Annotated in this window: 17 protein-coding genes; 7 read left to right on the top strand and 10 right to left on the bottom strand. The window is 40.6% G+C overall.

The window, feature by feature from the left end; genetic code table 11:
• Window positions 1–1,317, bottom strand: a complete 1,317-nt coding sequence (ffh, locus tag WAE64_RS11455; RefSeq protein WP_340236547.1) for a signal recognition particle protein — start codon at window positions 1,315–1,317, stop codon at window positions 1–3.
• A gap of 183 nt (window positions 1,318–1,500) precedes the next feature.
• Between ffh and WAE64_RS11450 the strand changes: the two genes are divergently transcribed.
• Window positions 1,501–2,031, top strand: coding sequence for an AAA family ATPase (locus tag WAE64_RS11450; protein ID WP_340236546.1), 531 nt, complete (start codon window positions 1,501–1,503; stop codon window positions 2,029–2,031).
• Here WAE64_RS11450 and WAE64_RS11445 read toward each other — a convergent pair.
• Complete coding sequence (locus WAE64_RS11445; RefSeq protein ID WP_340236545.1) at window positions 2,021–2,389, bottom strand: winged helix-turn-helix transcriptional regulator; 369 nt, start codon at window positions 2,387–2,389, stop codon at window positions 2,021–2,023. The two genes, WAE64_RS11450 and WAE64_RS11445, sit on opposite strands and share 11 nt — an antisense overlap.
• 271 nt (window positions 2,390–2,660) lie before the next feature.
• Here WAE64_RS11445 and WAE64_RS11440 point away from each other — a divergent pair, with 271 nt between their 5' ends.
• Entirely contained in the window at window positions 2,661–3,014 is a 354-nt protein-coding gene (locus WAE64_RS11440; protein ID WP_340236544.1) for a DoxX family protein, read from the top strand.
• A gap of 78 nt (window positions 3,015–3,092) precedes the next feature.
• On the opposite strand, the gene WAE64_RS11435 is transcribed toward WAE64_RS11440, so the two are convergent.
• Window positions 3,093–4,778 carry a RagB/SusD family nutrient uptake outer membrane protein gene (locus tag WAE64_RS11435; protein WP_340236543.1) on the bottom strand — a complete coding sequence of 562 codons (1,686 nt, stop codon included), beginning with the start codon at window positions 4,776–4,778 and terminating at the stop codon, window positions 3,093–3,095.
• A 12-nt stretch (window positions 4,779–4,790) separates the two neighbouring features.
• Complete coding sequence (locus WAE64_RS11430; RefSeq protein ID WP_340236542.1) at window positions 4,791–7,841, bottom strand: SusC/RagA family TonB-linked outer membrane protein; 3,051 nt, start codon at window positions 7,839–7,841, stop codon at window positions 4,791–4,793.
• Between the two features lie 667 nt (window positions 7,842–8,508).
• On the opposite strand from WAE64_RS11430, the gene WAE64_RS11425 reads away from it, so the two are divergent.
• Window positions 8,509–8,703, top strand: a complete 195-nt coding sequence (locus tag WAE64_RS11425; RefSeq protein ID WP_340236541.1) for a hypothetical protein — start codon at window positions 8,509–8,511, stop codon at window positions 8,701–8,703.
• A gap of 6 nt (window positions 8,704–8,709) precedes the next feature.
• Here the strand turns inward: WAE64_RS11425 and WAE64_RS11420 are convergent, their stop codons facing one another.
• The 4 genes from WAE64_RS11420 to WAE64_RS11405 form a co-directional block, all read right to left on the bottom strand.
• Window positions 8,710–11,040 (bottom strand): penicillin-binding protein 1A, encoded by a 2,331-nt coding sequence (locus WAE64_RS11420; protein ID WP_340236540.1) that lies wholly within the window; start codon window positions 11,038–11,040, stop codon window positions 8,710–8,712.
• Window positions 11,041–11,348: 308 nt separating this feature from the next.
• Window positions 11,349–12,644 (bottom strand): M20/M25/M40 family metallo-hydrolase, encoded by a 1,296-nt coding sequence (locus WAE64_RS11415; RefSeq protein WP_340236539.1) that lies wholly within the window; start codon window positions 12,642–12,644, stop codon window positions 11,349–11,351.
• A 24-nt stretch (window positions 12,645–12,668) separates the two neighbouring features.
• Window positions 12,669–13,634: a glycosyltransferase family 2 protein gene (locus tag WAE64_RS11410; protein WP_340236537.1), complete on the bottom strand. Its 966-nt coding sequence runs from the start codon at window positions 13,632–13,634 to the stop codon at window positions 12,669–12,671.
• Between the two features lie 13 nt (window positions 13,635–13,647).
• Entirely contained in the window at window positions 13,648–14,370 is a 723-nt protein-coding gene (locus WAE64_RS11405; RefSeq protein ID WP_340236535.1) for a tRNA1(Val) (adenine(37)-N6)-methyltransferase, read from the bottom strand.
• A gap of 151 nt (window positions 14,371–14,521) precedes the next feature.
• On the opposite strand from WAE64_RS11405, the gene WAE64_RS11400 reads away from it, so the two are divergent.
• Window positions 14,522–15,037, top strand: a complete 516-nt coding sequence (locus WAE64_RS11400) for an SHOCT domain-containing protein (protein WP_340236533.1) — start codon at window positions 14,522–14,524, stop codon at window positions 15,035–15,037.
• Here the strand turns inward: WAE64_RS11400 and WAE64_RS11395 are convergent.
• Together WAE64_RS11395 and WAE64_RS11390 are read right to left on the bottom strand one after the other, a co-directional pair.
• Window positions 15,028–16,446 (bottom strand): pyridoxal phosphate-dependent decarboxylase family protein, encoded by a 1,419-nt coding sequence (locus WAE64_RS11395; protein WP_340236532.1) that lies wholly within the window; start codon window positions 16,444–16,446, stop codon window positions 15,028–15,030. The two genes, WAE64_RS11400 and WAE64_RS11395, sit on opposite strands and share 10 nt — an antisense overlap.
• A gap of 85 nt (window positions 16,447–16,531) precedes the next feature.
• Complete coding sequence (locus WAE64_RS11390; protein ID WP_340236531.1) at window positions 16,532–17,017, bottom strand: GNAT family N-acetyltransferase; 486 nt, start codon at window positions 17,015–17,017, stop codon at window positions 16,532–16,534.
• 115 nt (window positions 17,018–17,132) lie between these two features.
• Between WAE64_RS11390 and WAE64_RS11385 the strand changes: the two genes are divergently transcribed.
• From WAE64_RS11385 to aspS, 3 genes are all read left to right on the top strand, one after another.
• Window positions 17,133–18,032, top strand: a complete 900-nt coding sequence (locus WAE64_RS11385; protein ID WP_340236528.1) for a LysR family transcriptional regulator — start codon at window positions 17,133–17,135, stop codon at window positions 18,030–18,032.
• 149 nt (window positions 18,033–18,181) lie between these two features.
• Window positions 18,182–18,412: a hypothetical protein gene (locus WAE64_RS11380; RefSeq protein ID WP_340236527.1), complete on the top strand. Its 231-nt coding sequence runs from the start codon at window positions 18,182–18,184 to the stop codon at window positions 18,410–18,412.
• 142 nt (window positions 18,413–18,554) lie between these two features.
• Window positions 18,555–20,306 carry an aspartate--tRNA ligase gene (aspS, locus tag WAE64_RS11375; RefSeq protein WP_340236525.1) on the top strand — a complete coding sequence of 584 codons (1,752 nt, stop codon included), beginning with the start codon at window positions 18,555–18,557 and terminating at the stop codon, window positions 20,304–20,306.
• Window positions 20,307–20,375: the final 69 nt, after the last annotated feature.

The following is a 20,375-nucleotide window of genomic DNA, read 5'->3' as shown; positions in this document are numbered from 1 at the left end:
TTATTTAAAGCTTTTCATTTTGCCGGTTGTCTGCATCTGATTCACTTTCTTCATCATTGAGCGCATCTGATCGAATTGCTTCAAAAGGTTATTAACCTGCAAAATCTGGGTTCCGCTACCTGCGGCAATTCTTTTCTTGCGGCTACCATCAATAATATCCGGTTTTTCACGCTCTTTTGGTGTCATAGAGCGGATAATAGCCTCTATTGGTTTAAAAGAATCGTTGCTTATGTCAAGGTCTTTAATCTGCGAGCCTACACCCGGAATCATCCCCATCAGGTCTTTGATATTACCCATTTTCTTGATTTGCTCTAATTGCGTCAGGAAGTCGTTCAGGTCAAACTTATTCTCACGCATTTTTTTGTTCAGGCGTTTGGCTTCGTCTTCATCAAAGGCTTGTTGTGCACGCTCTACTAACGAGATAACATCGCCCATGCCTAAGATACGGCTCGCCATACGGTCTGGGTAGAACACATCAAGTGCTTCCATTTTCTCGCCCGTCGAAATAAACTTGATAGGTTTATTTACAACGTTTTTGATAGAAAGCGCCGCACCACCACGGGCATCACCATCAAGCTTGGTTAATACAACCCCATCAAAATCAAGTCGCTCATTGAAAGTCTTGGCTGTATTCACAGCATCTTGCCCTGTCATGGAGTCAACAACAAATAAGATTTCGCTTGGCGTAACGGCTTTTTTGATGTTCTCAACCTCTTTCATCATCACTTCGTCAACCGCCAAACGACCGGCTGTATCTATGATGACTATATTTTTACCTTTGCTTTTTGCGTGAGCAATGGCATTTTGTGCAATAGAAACAGCATCTTTGTTTTCAGGCTCGGCATATACATCTACACCAATTTGCTCGCCTAAAACTTGTAGCTGGGTAATGGCCGCAGGGCGGTAAATATCGCAGGCAACCAATAATATCTGGCGGCCTTGTTTTTTAAGATAGTTGGCAAACTTTCCTGAAAAAGTGGTTTTACCCGAACCTTGCAAACCTGCAATAAGCACAATGGCCGGAGAACCCTTCAGATTAATACTCTGGGCTTGCCCGCCCATTAATTCTGTTAACTCTTCCTGTATAATTTTAACAAATAACTGACCCGGTTCAACGGCAATCATTACCTTACGGTCAATGGCTTTTTCACGTACACGGTCGGTTACATCTTTAGCAACTTTATAGTTCACGTCAGCGTCCATCAAGGCACGGCGTACTTCTTTTATAGTAGAGGCAATGTTAATATCAGAGATTCTACCTTGCCCTTTCAGGGTTTTGACGGCTTTATTTAGCTTATCACTTAAATTTTCAAACATCTTTTTTCAGATTGTTAATAAATATTTCTTTGCAAACAACAGATACTAAAGAAACATAATTTGTAATAATTTGCAAAGTTAAGATTTTACTAATAAAAGCGTAATAGTTTTTTTGCAGGTTTGCTTAAAATCTATTTTATTTTGGGTATAAGTTATCTTTATGTTTCTAACAAAACAAGTTTTATGAAACTGCATATTATGGGGGCATCGTGTAGTGGGTCTACTACTTTAGGCAATGCCCTTGCCCAAGAACTGGGCATACCTTATTTTGATAGTGATGCGTATTTCTGGGAGAAAAGCAATCCGCCTTTTACTACTAAACGGAATCCGGCCTTGCGGGATGAGATGCTTACAGATGACATAGCAAAGCATGATAGCTGGATACTTGGCGGCTCTTTGCTTAAATGGGAATTAGATTTACGTTTTGATTTAATCGTCTTTCTGTACATTCCGCATGAGGTAAGAATGGAGCGGCTCCGAAAACGTGAGCTTGAGCGATACGGAGATATTATACTAACCGACCCCGTGCGTAACCAACAATACCTGGATTTTATGGAGTGGGCGAGAGGTTATGACGATAACACAACGCCGGGCCGCACACTTGCAGCACACGAGAACTGGCTGGCTCAACAAACCTGCCCGATTCTTGAAATCAGAGGTGATTATACTGTGGCAGAAAGAGTGCGTTTGGTTTTAGAACACATTACTTATTGAAAATGCGTTTGCGATGCTCAGCTCCCCATTGTGCAATAGAACCTATTACTTCTTGTAAGGTACCGCCATATTCTGTTAGCTCATACTCCACCGTTACGGGTTTGGTATCATAAACAGTGCGTTTTACTAAATCGTTATCTTCAAGGTCTTTTAGTTCTTTCGAAAGCATTTTTGCCCCTATACCTGTTACATCACGCAATAATTCCATAAAGCGTTTCTTGCCGAAACTTAGCGAACCAATTATCATTATTTTCCATTTGCCACTCAAAATATCCATAGCGTCGTGCACGGCCGTCATGTGTTGGCTGCATTGGGCATGGTCTCGGTGGTCGGGTACTTCAGCAATTTTCTTATTCATAGCGTCATAAATAACTCGGATTGGCATTAAAAAAAGCTAATACCGCTCCATTTTCATAACAAAGATAGCTACAAAGTGCTATTAGTGTACACTAGTGCAGATATATCTGATTCTACTATAACAAATTATGCTGATACTTTAGTTAAATTAGATAGTTTCTTAAAGGAAACTACTTTCTAATAGAAATTAACTGCAAAATATAAACTTATTTTTTTCGATTATTGTAGTAGCATAGAACATTTACTAAAACATATCTTAAAACTACAGTATCATGTCGAACAAAGTACAGAAAATCTTAGCCATTATTTTTATGGCAATTCCATCGTTAATGCTTGTTATGAGCGGTGTAATGAAAATTATGGGTGGCGAACAAGTCATAACAGGGCTTACAAAAGCAGGCTATGGCCCTTATATTACAACTTTTGGTATAGCCGAAATCATCTTCGTTATTCTATTCTGGATACCTAAAACCTATAAAATAGGCTTCTATTTTATACTGTCGTATCTGGGTGGAGCAGCCGCCGCCGAAATTTCAGGAGGAGCATTCCCGATGGCCTTAATGCTTATTGCATCGGCTTGGGTTGCATTCTATTTGAAAGACAAAAGCAATTTTATTATAGAATAAATCTGGTGAAACGCTTACAAAAAAGCCATGTTTCCAGTCTGGAAACATGGCTGTGTAAAAGAATAGGTAAGTAAGCGATTAATATCCGTCGTTTTGTTTTAAATAACCCGGGATATTAGACGCGCCATCGATAGCTGTTTGCGGAATCGGGAAAACTCTTTTCTTCACGTCATTGTTGGTTTTCTCTGTCCAGGTGCTTTCGTATTTACCAAAGCGAACCATGTCCGGACGGCGTACCATTTCCCAATAGAATTCAAATCCACGCTCACGGAATAATAAATCTAATGACATAGAGGTTAATGCCGGAGGAGGCGTAGACGCTGTTCTTGCTGCTCTTACAATGTTTACATCTGCCAATGCGCCGGCTGCATCGCCGCTTTTACGCAATTTAGCTTCTGCACGCATCAGGTATATATCAGCCAAACGTAAGATAACTATATCAGCATCACCAAAGTTTCTGCCACTTGTCGATTTTTTGCTGAACTCATATTTCAGTACTCTGTAACCAGAGTTATAGTTACTGCCTTCTACTGTAAAGTCAATTTTTTCGCTGAAATTAACCGGTAAGTCAGATCTGTTACGAGTATCGTAATTCAATTTGGCAACTTTATAATCGCCGTTTGCACATTTTACAAATACACCGTTTCTTCTGATTAAGCCATATTGTTGACCACGTAAAATACCTCGGTTCATATTGAATTTGTCTCCGGCTACACACGAATCAGCTGGATTTGTGTAAACCGAAATGTTTTGTTTATAGAAACGTGGGTCAACCGATGGGTCTTGTGTGCCATAAGCACTTGTCCATGAACGATAGAAATCAGAAGTAATGGCAGGGCCATCAGTGCCATTGGCCGCCGGATAAGCCGGAAGCGGGAACTGGTCGCCTGAGATTGAGAAATAAGCCATACGGTTGTGGCCGTTTAACTCTGCTCTTTGGTCTACTGCAAAAATCAATTCTTTGTTGGTATGGTTGTCAGAATTGAAGATAGAGAAATAATCACTCGACAATTGGTATTGACCCGAAGAAATGATTTTATCGGTATACTCAATTACTTTGTCCATATCTTCAGGCTTGAAAGTAAACTGCGTAGCGTATCTGTCACGATAAACACCTGCATTCAGATACAAACGAGCCAACAAGCCCCAAGCAGCACCTTTCGATAATCTACCAGGGCCAACAGTTGTTTCAAGGTTTGGTTCAACAGCCAGCAATTCGCTTTTGATGTACTCAAATGCTTCTTCGCCTCTGATAATTTTTGACGTTTCACCCACATCATTTTTAACGAAAACTAGACCAAACAAATCTAAGGTAAGCATAGAGTAATAGGCTCTCATGCCTCTTGCTTCGGCCAGGAATGTTTTAGCCGAAGCATCTTTCATTGTAGGCAAGGTATTGATAGCCGTGATAGCTCTTGACATACCTTGTAGAATCAGGTTCCAGGTATTACGGATGTTTGGGTCGGTGGCACCGTGCGTATGAGCGTGCATGGCAAGGTAAATTCCATTGTCGCCCCAGTCGGTACCACCACGGTAAGGTAGGATAGCCTCGTCAGTCGAAATCTCCTGTAAAGCAAAATAGTTTGTATGCAAAAAAATGTCGGGAAGGCGGGCATACACCGGCGCAATAATTCCCTCTGTTGCCTCTTTGTCTGAAAGATTAGAGCCGAATGTTTCATCTAAAACGATTTCATTCAAATCGGTACAACTATTCATAACCAACAAGCCGGCAAGTGCTAATGCTGTATATAATTTCTTTTTCATGAGTGCTAATTTTTAAAATGAAACGTTCAGGCCAAATACTACCGAACGAGCTTTAGGATAACTTAAATAATCGATACCATAAGAAGAAATACCGGCAATAGTTCTGTCGATATTTACCTCAGGGTCAAAACCATTATATTTTGTAATTACAAATAGGTTTTGGCCAGTTACTGACAATCTCAGATTAGATACCCATTTATCAAGACCAATCGCTTTGGGGCTTACGCTATATCCTAACGACAAGTTGTTCAATCTGAAAAACGCACCGTCTTTCAGGAATCTTGTTGAAACCGGAGCCGAGTTATTGATAGACTCGTTGGCAAAAGCAATTGCCTCAGGCGTTGTATTGATACCTTTCGATAATCTTAGTTTATAGAAGTTAGCATTGGCTGTGTTATCGTAGATTTTGTTGCCAGCTACACCGTTGAAGTTGGCCGATAGGTCAAATCCTTTGTACGATAAGTTTGTATTGATGTTGTATTGTCTGGTCGGAAGGGCACTTCCGGCAGCAACACGGTCGTTGTCTGTTACAAGGCCATCGCCATTAACATCTCTGTAAGTGCTTATGCCTTTGTCATCAAAACCTGTAAATTCTTTCAGGAAGAATGTACCGATAGGCTGGCCGCTGATATAACCATTGATAGTGGCCGAAGTAAGACCAGAACCAGAAGCACTACCCGACGGAATAACTGAATAAGGCGAGTTTTTAACGATATTTTTGATAAACGTTACGTTACCACCTAAATCAAATCTGAAACCATTTCCGGCTGTGTAGCGGTAGTTTAATTCTAGTTCAAGACCTTGGTTTATGATATTCATATCTTGTACGTTAGTCCAGAATGTTCCGGCAGGTTGAACCGGGTCGGCAGGAATAACCTCTAATAAGATATTGTTTGATACCTTGTGGAAGTAATCAATAGCTCCTGTTAAGGCACCACGGAACAAACCAAAATCAAGCCCTACGTTAGTTTGGGTTGAAACCTCCCATTGGATATTCGGGTTAGCTAAACGTGCATACGATGTTCCGGCAGGGAATGAGCCTGTTGGATACAGTGGGTAACTTGTAGAAGCCGATACTTGCGAAGTAAATAGGGCCTGCGTGATTTTTGAAGGAATCTCCTGGTTTCCGGTTTGTCCCCAACCAGCTCTTAATTTCAATTCGCTGAAATTAGCTGATTTCATGAACTCTTCTTCCGAGATTCTCCAACCTAATGAGAACGAAGGGAATACACCATATTTGTTGTTCGAACCAAATTTTGACGAACCATCGGCACGTACAGTAGCAGTAGCCAGATATTTATCTTTGTATTGGTAATTAACACGGCCAAAGAATGATTGTAGCTCGTTTACGATAGCATAACCTGTTGGTTTGTTGTTAGCCAGAGTTAACTCCTGCCCTAAGCCCGGGTTATAGATAGGCTCGATGTCTGTAATCGGGAATTTGTTGATACTTGTAAAACGGCCTTGAATAAATATCTTCTGGTATGAGTGACCCGCCAAAGCTGTAAGGCTATGTGCGTTTTTGTTTAAAGTATAAGTAAGGTAGTTTTCTATCAACTTATTTCTGTTGTACGTGTTATAAGTTTCAAGTCTACCTTCTTGTAATGGTTCAGCATTTGGTAATGACTGAATATCACGTGTTGCAGTTGAGTTATCAATACCAAAGTTTAGTTTATAAACTAAATCTTTTGTGATTTTGAACGATGGCGAGATACTACCAATTACACGGTTGGTGTTAGTAACATCTTTTTGCAATTTAAGCGTGATAAGTGGGTTCGTAAAGTTTGGATAATTACGAGGATTCCCTTTATCGTCATAAACCGGATACGTTGGGTTCGCCGTGATAGCTCCACCAATAAGGCCCTCGGTCGGAGGTCTTGAGTTCGTAGTGTAGGTAGCATTCAGGTTTACATCAACAGTAAGGCGGTCGTCTAAGAATTTTTGTGTTACGTTGATACGGCCTGTATAACGGTTCAGGTTGCTGTTTTTCAAGATACCTTCTTGGTTCTGGATACCAAACGAACCATAATAAGTTAGTTTATCTGCACCACCACCCATCGATAAGTTGTGGTTTTGTGTAATGGCCGTTTGTGTAACTTCTTTTTGCCAGTCGGTATTTGCACCTAAGTCTTCTAATACACCACCTAAAGCTGTTACTTGTTTCTTAAACTCATCGGCACCAAAAACAGGCAATGCTCTTGCTATTTTTGAGATACCTACACTACCCGAATAAGTAAGGGTTGAGAAACCGGCTTTACCTTTTTTTGTAGTGATTAAAACTACCCCATTAGCACCACGAGAACCGTAGATAGCAGTAGCCGAGGCATCTTTCAATACGTCAATCGACTCAATATCTTGTGGGTTCAAAAATGTTAATGGGTTTGTTGCACCACCAGTGCTTGAGTTATCAAGCGCCATACCATCAAGGATAAACAAAGGCGTACTACCTGTACGCACACCCCCTGGGCCACGAATGCTGATGTTTTGTGCAGCACCAGGCTCACCACTTGCCGATGTAACATTTACCCCGGCAACTTTACCTTGCAACAATTGCTCAGGTGAGTTGATGATACCTTTATTGAACTCAGAACTTTTCAGAGACTTTACAGCCCCTGTCATATCTTTTTTGGCAACAGTACCATAGCCGATTACAACTACCTGAGCCAGGTCAGATGCTTCTGATTTTAAGGTTATATCAAGTGTAGTGTTGTTGCCAACAGTTACTTCTTTTTTTGTATAGCCAATAAAACCTACCACAAGCACCGAATTTTGGCTAGGTACTACAATAGAGTAGCTACCGTTTGCATCGGTAGTTGCACCTTTTTGTGTGCCTTTTACAACCACACTGGCACCAATGAGTGGCTCGCCTGTGGTTTCGTCTGTTACACGGCCTTTTACAGTTATGTCTACAATTTTACTATCAACGTTGCTTGTGCTACGTGAGTCTTTCACACTGGCGAATACTGCTTTTTGTGCATATACCTGCGGTATGCACATAGCAGCAAACAAAATTACCCCCAACAGGAATCTTAAAGGTGGGGGAGAGGTAGAAAGGTGTTTCATAATAAGATGATTAATTAAACAATTAGATGTTGTAACAATGTAATTACAAAGGGTGAGGTATTTCGATAAATAATAGTGCATACGGAAAAGGGTAAACATAGTAGCATTGAGTGTTTGGCCGCATTAACTGTCGGGATTCTGCCTAAACTCAAGCACACTATTAATCTTCAGATTATTGGTGTTATTTACGAATTCTTTGAAATTTGTTGCATTATAACAATAAAAAATATTATTATTTTTAAGTAATGCTATGCAAACGTTTTAAATCGTTCTGCAAACGTTTTAAATTTTTCGCTAAATCGAACCAAAAAACGGAATAATTGGTAATTAGAAGATTTGTTTTTTCTTTGGTAAAATTTCCTGCACTTTTCTTTCTTCAACCTTTCGATTCATTAATTTTCATGCCGCAAAAGTAGAGTTTTACTATTCTCAGAATATTACCCTTATGTTAAGCAATTATTAAGTAAGCCAAACGCAATAGCCTGAATACAGCGAATTAGCGTAGTAAGGGGTTGATTTATAAGAAAATCGATTCTTTTTTGGCAAGAAGACATAAAAAAAAGCAAAAAATGAGTAAATATTTACTCATGTTTTGCTTTTGCTGATGCAAAAATGGATGGCATAGATTTTTATTCACTTATGGTAATTCCATGAAACTATAAAAATTATGTCACACTTCTTTGTCTTACTAATCCAAATTCCGTATGTAATTCTGAGTTTAATCTGCGGTATCAGCGTAATCATTTCAAACTGGAACGAGTACGTTGTTAACAGAAAACAAACCAAAGCAGTTTATATGCTGCTCGAATCTACCGAGGTAGAAACCGAACCAGATATGGACTTTGCGCCAATGGCAGCATAAACTCAATTATAATTGGTCATCGTCGGCAGGTTTTGCAGTAGGCGGGGTGTATTTTTGAGTTGAATCAATATGATACCCTTCACCGGCAGTAAACACACAGTCACCTGATATAGACACTGTAGAGGGCTTCAAAAAGGAGCCCTTTTTGTATTCCAGGGTTTTATCTCCATATACTTTCTGGAAGAACATACCCCAGGTTGGTAACGATACCCGTGCACCTTGCCCTAAAGCAATAGTTCGGAAGTGAATCGTCGGGTCGTCGCCGCCTGTCCAGCCTCCGGCTACAAGTGTAGGTGTAATACCCATAAACCAACCATCAGAGTAGTTTGAGGTTGTACCCGTTTTAGCAGCCACCTCGTTGCCATCTAAAACACCGTATCTTGATAAACCACCAAAGGCCGTACCACCCGGTTGCGTAGCGCCACGCATCAGGTGTATCATTTTATAGGCTGTTTCCTGGCTGATTACCTCTTTACTATCAGAGTAATATTCTTTAACCAGCTCGCCGTTTTTGTCTTCAATGCGTGTTACAAATATCGGTTCGGTATATTTACCCGAGTTGGCAAATACACAATAACCTGCCATTAGCTCATACAAAGAAACGTTACCGATACCCAAACAAATAGCGGGTACTTCGGGTAATTCGCTTTTAATACCAAGTTTGTGTGCATAGTTTATCACGTTATTGGCCTTAAACTGATTTACAAGATAAGCACTCACCGTATTGATAGACTGCCCCAAGGCCTGCCGTAGGGTTAAAGACCTGTAACTATAAACTCCATCAGAGTTTTTAGGTGTCCAGCTACCGCCTGGTACCGAGATAGTTACCGGTTGGTCAACTACGTGTTCGCAGGTTGAAAAGCCATTGTCAATGGCTGTAACATATACAAATGGCTTAAATGTTGAGCCGGGTTGTCTTTTTCCTTGTTTTACGTGGTCGTATTTAAAATACTTGTAGTTAATACCACCAACCCATGCTTTAATCTGCCCATTGCGAGGGTCCATTGCCAAGAAGCTAGAGTGTAGGTAATGTTTATAGTAGCGGATTGAGTCCATCGACGACATCACTGTATCTCTTTCACCATTCCATGAGAATACCCTCATTTTATTTGGGCGATTCATTTCTTTCCAAACCTTGTCCATATCGCCGTCATATTCTTCTTTCAGCTCACGGAAACGAGGAGTAGTTTTGGCGATATTCTCAATAAAGTTCGGAATTTCTGCATAAACGCCAGAGGTTCCCGGTTTTTCTAATGTCCAGGGGTTACGGCCTTTCCAGTGCTCATAAAATTTCTTTTGTTGCTCTTTCATGTTCTCTCTCAATGCTTCTTCGGCATAGAATTGCATGCGAGAATCGATGGTCGTATATATCTTGAAACCCTTAGTATAAATATCGTCGGGGTCGTAGCCTTCTTTGGCTATTTGCTCTTTCAACCAACCTTTCAGGAACTCACGGAAGTAAGGCGCAGGGCCTGTATTATGGCTTTCGGGCTGGTAATTTAGTACAATAGGTACTTGTTTTAAGGTCTCGGCTTTGGCTGGTGAAAGTTTATCATACTTCACCATCTGGTCGAAAACGATATTACGGCGTGTTTTTGAAGCCTGCGGATGAAACTTAGGATTGAAACGAGAGGGGTTCTGAATCATGCCTACCAATACGGCAGCTTCTTCGAGCGTTACCTCGCTTGGCTCTTTTTTGAAATAGGTTTTAGTAGCCGAACGAATACCAAAAGCACCACTACTGAACTCAATGGTGTTGAGGTACTTCTCCATTATTTCTTGCTTGGTATAGCGACGCTCCAACTTAATGGCGGTTATCCATTCTTTGGTTTTTATGATAATCTGCCTGATACCCGGTACATTATATAAAGGGCCTTTATAGTAGTCAGTTTCACGAAGTTTAAACAGGTTTTTGGCAAGCTGCTGCGAAATAGTACTACCACCCCCTTTGCGCTGGCCAGTAAATATCCCTGTTACAACACGCAGCGTACTGCGGGCATCAATACCCGAGTGCACGGTAAAACGGGCATCTTCGGTTGCTATTAAGGCATTGATGATATTGGGCGAAAGCTCGTTGAATTCGATAGGGCTACGGTTTTCGTAAAGAAATTTGCCAATCACTTTTCCGTCAGACGAAATAATTTCAGAAGCCACATCACTCTTAGGGTTTTCTATCTCTTCGGGGCCTGGCATTTTACCAAATAACCAGAATAAATTAAAGCTCACGGCCACCAGATAAACAACCACAGCAATGGCCGTGAATCCGGTGAACATCCATATTCTCGAAATTATTTTTTTGTATTTACCTGCGGCTAATTCTGGAAACTTAAACTTCATTTTGGTGAGGAAAAGGGTGTTTTATAAAAGCAAACGTAAGCATTTTTGTGTATTGTTGCAAAACCTTGGCACGTTTAAATGACATTTTTTATGAATGCCCATAGGCTTTCTGACACATATCATACGAAAGTTTTGTGGAATTATTGTATTAAAAACAACAGCCATTTAAATAAAACAGGTTTATTAAATTAAAATCCTGCTTCAAATTCTGCTACTATTATAACTAAGCAAACAAGGGCTTTGTTTTATACTTTAAGGTCTCCCTTTATGAACATCACAAAGGGAGACCTTAACTATAAATCAGCATTTTATTTTACTGTTGTTTTATCAATTCTTGTAGGGGTATCGGTACCTGCTACAATGCTTTTAGCGCTTAGTGCAATGGCACGGATAGTGGCTACTATATTCTTAATATCTAACGATTCTACTTCATCATTAACCGAGTGATACAATTTATCAGAATCAATCTGGTCGGTAGAAATGGTATGTGCCGGAACACCCAAACGGGCTAAAGTGGCGTTATCAGAGCGGTAGAAAAGGTTTTGTTGAGGATATGGGTCGGGGTGGAAATTAAAGGCAGTGCCTTGTAGGTTTTTTTGTAGAATAGTGCCAAAATCAGAACGCTCATAACCTGTAATAAAGGCCGAGTTTGTACCCCATTTAGAAGCTTTGCCTATCATTTCGATGTTAAACATAGCCACAACTTTGTCGGCATCTAATTGTTGTGAGAAATACTTTGAACCAAACCCTCCAATCTCTTCGGCCGTGAAAGCCGTAAAAACAAGTGTGCGTTCGTTGTTTTTAAGTTTCTTGAAATAATTTGCCAAAGCAATTACGGCAGTAGTACCCGAAGCATCATCGTCTGCACCGTTGGCAATAGAGTCGCCCTCAACTGCTTTCAAGATACCGATGTGGTCGTAATGGCCAGAAAAAACAACTATTTCATCAGGCTTACTTTTACCCGGCAACACACCTACCAGATTGGTCATTTTAAATGACTCTTTGCGTTGTTTGATTTTTACAGAGTAGTTTTCAACTGAACTGATGCCTGATACAAACAAAATATTGCCTTTAAAGCGGGATGGTGTAGATAATATTCTGGCACGGCTCAGGAAACGTTTTAGTCCGCTTAATTTAGCTTCGTGAGCAGCATCTAGTACAACTATTTTGTTGGTAGAGTCGCTCATAAACTGGTTAGGATTAAAAGTGTCACTTGCGCCAACAATCACAACCGGAACGCCCGATTTCCAGTTTATTTCGTCGTTATCCGACATAAAAATAAACTTGTCTTTCGGAATCACCTGTCCGTTTACAATCACTTCTGCTGTTTCAAGGCCATCTATTTTTGTAACCGGAAATTCCTGTCTGAAGCCTTTAAGCCCTTGCAATGGTTTTAAACCTGCTTTTTTGAACTCGGCATCAATAAAAGCCGTTGCTTTTTCAATTTGCTCGGGGTGCATTGAGCTACGGCCCATCATATCGTCGGCAGCTAATGTGCTTATGATGCGTTTTACTTCTGCATCTTTTATGTATTTATTTTCTTTTTGTGCCTGTGAGGCGTAAGTGATAAGAAAGAGGACAAGGCTTAGTTTGATGATTCTCATATATAGTTTGTTGGTTTGGTAAGATTATTCACCTGTTGTTTGTTCTATTAGATATTCGTCTTTTTTGAAAGTTTGTTTCACAAAGAGTTCACCGATAAAGCCAGCCAGAAACAATTGCGAACCGATAATAATGGCTACAATAGCCAAGAAAAACGTCGGGTTGTCGGTTGCGTTGCGGTAGCGAAGCCCCTGACTGATGTTATAGAGTTTTTCGAAAAGCAGATATAAGGCCGATATAGTGCCTATTACAAACGAAAGCACGCCCATAGTGCCGAAGAAGTGCATAGGGCGGCGGCCAAATTTATTCACAAAGGCTACGGTCAGCAAATCAAGAAAGCCGAAAATGAAGCGCTCTAAACCAAATTTAGTTGTGCCATATTTGCGGGCACGGTGTTGAACCACTTTCTCGCCAATTTTCTTGAATCCATTCCATTTGGCTATAATTGGAATATTGCGGTGCATTTCGCCATAAATCGTGATGTTTTTTACCACTCTCGACTGGTAGGCTTTCAAGCCACAATTAAAATCGTGCAGATGCACACCCGATACCCAACGTGAAACCGCATTGAAAAGTTTGGTAGGCAGGGTTTTGGTGATAGGGTCGTAGCGTTTCTTTTTCCAGCCCGATACTAAATCATATTTATCTTCGGTTATCATGCGGTATAACTCCGGAATCTCGTCGGGGCTATCCTGCAAATCGGCATCCATCGTAATTATTACATTACCACGTGCTTGCACAAAAGCAGTTTGTAAAGCGGCAGTTTTACCGTAGTTACGCACAAACTTAAAACCTCTGACTTTGGGGTTTCTTTTTGATAGACCAGCAATTACTTCCCACGAGCCATCGCTACTGCCATCGTCAACAAAAAGAATTTCGTAAGTAAAGTTATGTTCTTGCATTACTCTCACAATCCAATCGTGGAGCTCAGGTAAAGATTCGGCTTCGTTATATAGTGGTATAACGACAGATATTTGAAGTGCTTGGTTCATTAGTGGCAAAGTTCTAAAAAATCGTGTAATAATCGCTCAACAGTTGCCTGAATTTATCGGCATACGCATTCGAATTTTTTTCATGAATCACTAACGTGTCTTCGCTGTATTCTGGTACAGGCTTTTTGCTAAAGCTGAGAATATTCCTGAATACGGGTTTCTGCGGATTGTGTTGTATCAGCAATTTTTCGTACAAATATAAGGCTTTTTTTTGAGCTACTGCTGCTAATTGTTGGGCTTCAAAAGGCGGCAGCAATACTATAAAACGCCCATTGGGGCTTAAAAGGTTCAGCACGGCATCTATCAGCTCATCAAAAGTAAGCGTTGTGGCGTGCAGGGCTTTATTGGTTTGCAAATCAGGCGATTGCAGGGAGTTCTGATAAAACGGTGGGTTTGAGATGATGAGGTCATATTGATTCTCAACTGAATGCAGGCGACTAAATTCTTGAATAGATTTGTGGTGTAGGCTGATACTATCGGCAAATTTGCTTTCGGCAATATTTGCTTTGGCCTGTGCGTAGGCATCGTCATCTATTTCAACGGCATCAATGGCGGCGGTGCTTCGTTGCGCAAGCATCAGCGACAAAAGCCCAGTTCCGGTGCCAATATCCAATATCTTTTCAGTGCCTGTGGTATCAGTATAAGCTCCCAGAATACAGGCATCTGTACACACTTTCATGGCACATTTATCCTGATTGATAATGAATTGCTTGAATTGGAAATAAGATTTTGGCACCTGTTATGTTTTAAAAAGGGCGAAGATAAAGATTTTATGAAGTAAATGAAACATTGACGAGGGTATTAAAATGCTATAACACAGCAATATATTCTCGCTAAAATGTGTTTAAACTCTAGTATTTCTACACATAAATTAAAATTATAACAGTATGGCAGGCAGATATTTTGTAATAGCATTAAGTATATTCTTCTCGTTTTCGGGATATGCGCAACAAATTATAGATAAAGATACCTACGAGGCTAAAAATGGTATGGTATTTAGGGTTGGTGATGAAATTACCTTGGGGAATGGTTCGAACTTTAACCAGAATTTCAAGTATGTAACTGGGCAAGACCTGGGCGAGGGTATAGGTGTTTCTTACCGTGATAAAAAACTGAAGATTAAAAGCATAAAAGCAAGAGGAAGTAACAAAATAGGAAAAACCAACTACTTAGTTGTAGGGAGTGGTTTCAGGACATTCTGGGTTGATATTGAGGGGGCTATAGAATTTAATGAAGTGATAGTGCCTGACGAATTTAAAGCAAAAAAAACGGATGGACTGCACCCCACGTTTAGCATAGCCGATGAATTGAGCAAGCTAAAAGATTTATTTGATGAAGGAGTTTTAACTAAAGAAGAGTTTGAGGCTCTGAAGAAAAAACTCCTTGACCGGGGCTATAATTGATTAGCTATGTTTTCTATCTCATCAAGCAAAGCTATCAAATCAACCTCAGTAGTAAGCGGATTCATTAACGATACTCGCAGATAGAGTTTATCGGCAAGTGTTGTTTGTACAATATAGAATTTGCCGTCTTCTAATAGTTTTTTTCTGATGCTGGCATTCAGGTTGTTTGGGCTATCGGCTGAATTGCTCTTTAATCGGAAACACACAATGTTGCTTTCAGGCTCAAGGGCTAATTCAAAATTGGGGCGTGCTTTTACGAGTTTGGCAAATGTTTGCCCTAAATCATAAAGGTATTCTACGTTATCAGTAAAAATCTGCTCGCCATGTGCTTTTAGTATAGCGTAAACTTTTAGGCTCATCATGAGTTTGGTACATTCAAATGTACGCTTGCCCGAATTAAACCAGTCTTTTGAGTGCTGATTAGCCCAGAGATATTGCGCTTTCTGCTGAAAAGTCTTAAAGGCATCATCGTCTCGCCTAAAAATCAAGGCTGTTGTCAGGGCAGGCGCCATCAACATTTTGTGCCAGTCAATCACCACCGAATCGGCTTTATTAAGTCCTTTTACTAGGTGTCTGTATTTATCAGAGAATACAACTGCACCACCATGTGCGCCATCGGCATGAAACCAAAGCTGGTGTTTTTGCGCAAAGGCTGCAATGGCTTCTAAATCATCGTAACTGCCGGTAGAAGTAGAGCAGGCGCTACCAATAATGGCAATTACCCGCAAGCCTTTCTCACTTGCTTCCTTATAATATTGTTCCAATAAATCGGTTCTGATTTGGAAACGCTCGTTGGTTGGTACTTTTATAATACCCTCGTCACCCATGCCCATAATGCGTGCTGCTCTGTCAATACAATAATGTGCTTCTTCCGATACCATTACTGCCAAGCGTTCGCTTGTGCCATCTTCCCAAACACCAGTTTTTGCTGCTCTTGCGGCTAGTAGAGCGGTAAGATTTGCCAACGTTCCGCCCGAGGTAAGCAAGCCACTGGCATTGTTATCGAAGCCAATCTTTTTGGCTAATAATTCTGAAAGAATACGTTCGAGCGGATTAGACACCAAGCCCATTTCGTACACAGCCATGCCATTATTGAGCATACCCGAAAGCAAGCCCGCAAGTGCAGCAACAGGCACAGGTGGCGTAACCTGATGACCCATATAGCGTGGGTGATGCAGGTGTGTAGAGTGCTGAATGGTTTTGTTGAAAAAAGCAGCTACATCGCTTTGCCCTTGTTGGTAATCTTCCTGCCAGAATGCCAGACTTTCTTCCGGGTCTTTGTAAGGAATTACGGTCTCGAGCGAACCACTCTGGGCTTGTTCGAGATAATCGGCCATTTGGTCAACTAAAGCATGTGCCTGTTGGCGGAAAAGGTCTGGAGAAAATGCTTTTTGTATATTGGGTGTCATGGTTTTCTTCCCCCAATAAATTGGAGGGCTAATTAAACAAAGGAATAATGCATTTAGTATGCCGACTCAAGTCGGCAAATATTTTTTAAGCCTGCCAGAAATAATAATAGTTTTGCTCTCGTATCCAACCCAAGCGTTGGTATAAACTTTGGGCTTTGGTGTTGTCGGGTGTAGTTTCGAGCAATAAACCTTTGTGGCCTTGTTGTACTACAAAGTTCTGTGCGGCGGCTAATAGTGCCTTGCCAATGCCTTTGCTTCTTAGGTCTTCTGTTACAAACAAATCGTTGAGTACCCATGAGCGGCGCATGGAAACCGATGAAAAACTTGGGTACAATTGTGTAAAACCAAGCGCCTTGCCATTTTCTAAAGCCAGAAAAATGACAGATTCCTGATTGCTTATGCGCTCTGCAAGAAATTGTTTTGCGCCTTCAATGTCTGATTCTTGCCCGTAATATTGGCGATAGGCATCAAACACCTCGGCTACGGCATCAACATGGTGCAACTGGGCTTGAATGGCAGATATGTTTTCTGTGAAAGCGGTATCAGAAATGCTTTGTAATGGCTGGTTCATAATAGATTAATATTTAGAGCCACAAAGCAAATATTTATTTATGATAACAAAAAATACTTAATTTTGATTAATTGATGCTTGTTAGGCATCAGTTTGAATTGATAAATACACTAAGATGGATTTACGAACCATAGAGAATTTTCTGAAACTTACTGAAAGGCTTAATTACCGCAAAACTGCCGAGGATATTTATATTGCTCAACCTGCACTAAGCCGCCAGATTATGCAATTAGAAGAAGACCTGGGCGTGGTGTTGTTCGACCGCCATAAAAGAAAGGTAACACTTACCGAGGCTGGCGTTTATTTCAGAGATGAGGCCAAACGTATATTAGGCGATTTTGAAAGGGTACGCCAGCACACCGCACAGATACATAGGGGAGAAGGTGGCGAAATCAGGATTGCGCATTCAAGCTCTTCGATGCAGTTTTTGTTGCCTGCTATTCTGGCCAGGATTCAGAAAGAAATACCTTCTATGCAAACGGTATTGATAGAATCTACCAACGTATATGAAATTAATGCCTTGCTTAACCGCACAATAGATGTAGGTTTTGGACCAAACGTAATAGTACCTAAAGAAATAAATGCCCGCACGCTTTATGCCGAAAATTTTGTAATTCTACTGCCGCAAGACCATTGGTTGAGCAACGAAAATTTTAAATCATTGGCACAATTGGCCGACGAAAACTTCATTTTGCCTTCTCGCAGTGAAAGCTCAGGCTATGTTGAGAGCATTGAAGCACTTTGCCAATATCATGGGTTTATTCCGAAAGTAGCTTATCAATCGGGCAATACCAATACGGTTTTGCGTTTGGTTGAGGCTGGCGTTGGTGTTTCCATAGAACCAAAATCGGCATTGAGTGGGCAGAATATGAATGTAAAACACATAGAGCTGACTCATGTGAGTACCAAATCAGAAATGCGAATGGTGTGGCTTCGTGGCCGTGAAAAAGAACTCAGCCGCTTTTTTGATATTGTAAACACAGTAATAAATGAGAGGCTAGAAAAAACCTTATAGTTTATTTTTGTAGAAATCTTCAGTATTGTATCCAGAATGCAAAACTTAGGTTTATCTTTGAAAATAAAACTGCGCATTAACGAAATTTATAAAACATTTTAATTAGGCCAAAAGTTACCTATATTATACTTATTTATATCCCAAATTAAATGCCATCCTTCTACCACAAAAGTCGTAGCAATGTACTTACATTGCCTTCTCAAAAACTGTTGTTGAATCTCTCCTTAGACGACCTAAGCGAATTTGTACGTGGCTTAGATATGGAAGAACTCACCGAATTACTTCGCTTCTACGAGAAAAAAGAATATTTTGAAGCCTGCATTATTGTAAGAAACTACATGAAAAGCGGAAAGAAAACAATACCGGCAACTATGTGCTAATTTTTGCAAATAAAAACAGATAAGTCAGGAGCTTGTTGAGCGGGATTACTATAAATTCGGTATTTTTAGAAAAGCCATGAGAGCTTTCCTTTAAAATGCTTACTTTTGCAAAAAAATTGCTCAACATAATTCTTTAGACATAATGTTAAGAACTCATACCTGCGGACAATTGCGTATCGCAGATGTTAATCAAACGGTTTCCTTATGTGGATGGGTACAGGTTGTTCGTGATAAAGGCGGTATTATTTATATCGACCTTCGCGACCGCTATGGTATCACACAGTTAATCTTAAATGAAAATAGTAGCGATACCGACGTAATTGCTTTGGCCCGCACACTAAGCCGTGAATTTGTGATTCAGGCTACGGGCGAAGTAGTTGAGCGTGTATCAAAAAATGATAAAATTGGCACAGGTGATATTGAAATTAAAGTAACGGGTCTTGAAATCTTAAACCCTGCTAAGTTGCCTCCGTTTCTGATTCAGGACGAAACCGATGGTGGTGATGACATCAGAATGAAATACCGTTACCTTGACTTACGCCGTAATGTTGTTCGTCAGAACTTACAATTGCGCCATAAAGTAGCTCAACAAACCCGTATTTTTCTTGACGGACAAGATTTTATTGAGGTTGAAACACCTGTATTGATTAAGTCGACGCCTGAAGGTGCGAGAGATTTCGTTGTACCTAGCCGTATGAATCCGGGTGAGTTTTATGCTTTGCCGCAATCGCCACAAACATTTAAGCAATTATTGATGGTGTCGGGCTTTGACCGTTACTACCAAATTGTAAAATGTTTCCGTGATGAAGATTTACGTGCCGACCGACAACCGGAGTTTACACAGATAGACTGCGAGATGTCGTTTGTGAAACAAGAAGATATTTTGCAGATGTTTGAAAACTTGATTCGTCACCTTTTCAAAACTGTAAAAAACATTGATATGCCGGAAGTACCACGCATGACCTACGCTGATGCGATGCGTTTGTATGGTTCTGACAAGCCAGATACTCGTTTCGGAATGGAGTTTGTTGAGTTGAACGACGTAGTAAAAGGTAAAGATTTTGTGGTATTCGATTCGGCTGAATTGGTTGTTGGTATTAACGCCGCAGGTTGCGCCGAATATACCCGTAAACAAATTGATGAAATAACTGAGTGGGTAAAACGCCCGCAAGTAGGTGCAAGAGGTTTGGCATATATCAGATTCAATGCCGACGGTACGCTTAAATCATCGTTCGATAAATTCTTCGATGAAGCTGCGCTGAAACAAATAGCTGAGAAGTTTGATGCAAAACCTGGCGATTTAATCTTTATACTGGCAGGCGAAGCTAACAAAACTCGTAAGCAACTAAACGAACTGCGCCTTGAAATGGGTAGCCGTTTGGGCCTACGTAAACCAGATGAATTTAAGGCTTTGTGGGTACTTGACTTCCCGTTGTTAGAGTATGGCGAAGAAGAAAACCGTTGGTTTGCTATGCACCACCCGTTCACTAGCCCTAAACCAGAGGATATTCCGTTATTAGAAACTGACGATTTAGGTAGTGTAAGAGCCAATGCTTATGACATGGTAATTAACGGTACTGAAGTAGGCGGTGGCTCGGTGCGTATCTTCCAGAGACCATTGCAACAAAAAATGTTTGGTATCTTAGGCTTTAGCGAAGAAGAAGCTAAAAAACAATTCGGCTTCCTGATGGATGCCTTTGAGTTTGGCGCACCGCCACACGCAGGTATCGCCTTTGGTTTCGACCGTCTTTGTTCAATCTTTGGTGGCGCAGATTCAATCCGTGACTTTATTGCGTTCCCGAAAAACAATTCAGGCCGTGACATGATGATTGATTCACCATCAACCATTGACCAGAAACAAATGGACGAATTGAAGATTAAAACTGTTTTGTAAGAAGCGGTTTTAGTTTATATACATACGAAAATAGGCTGCCCGAAAAGACAGCCTATTTTTTTATGCTTA

It is taken from the genome of Emticicia soli, from assembly GCF_037860775.1.
Taxonomy (GTDB): Bacteria; Bacteroidota; Bacteroidia; order Cytophagales; family Spirosomataceae; genus Emticicia; species Emticicia soli.
Note: the sequence above shows the minus strand (reverse complement) of the source record. Positions and strands in the feature narration are given on the sequence as shown.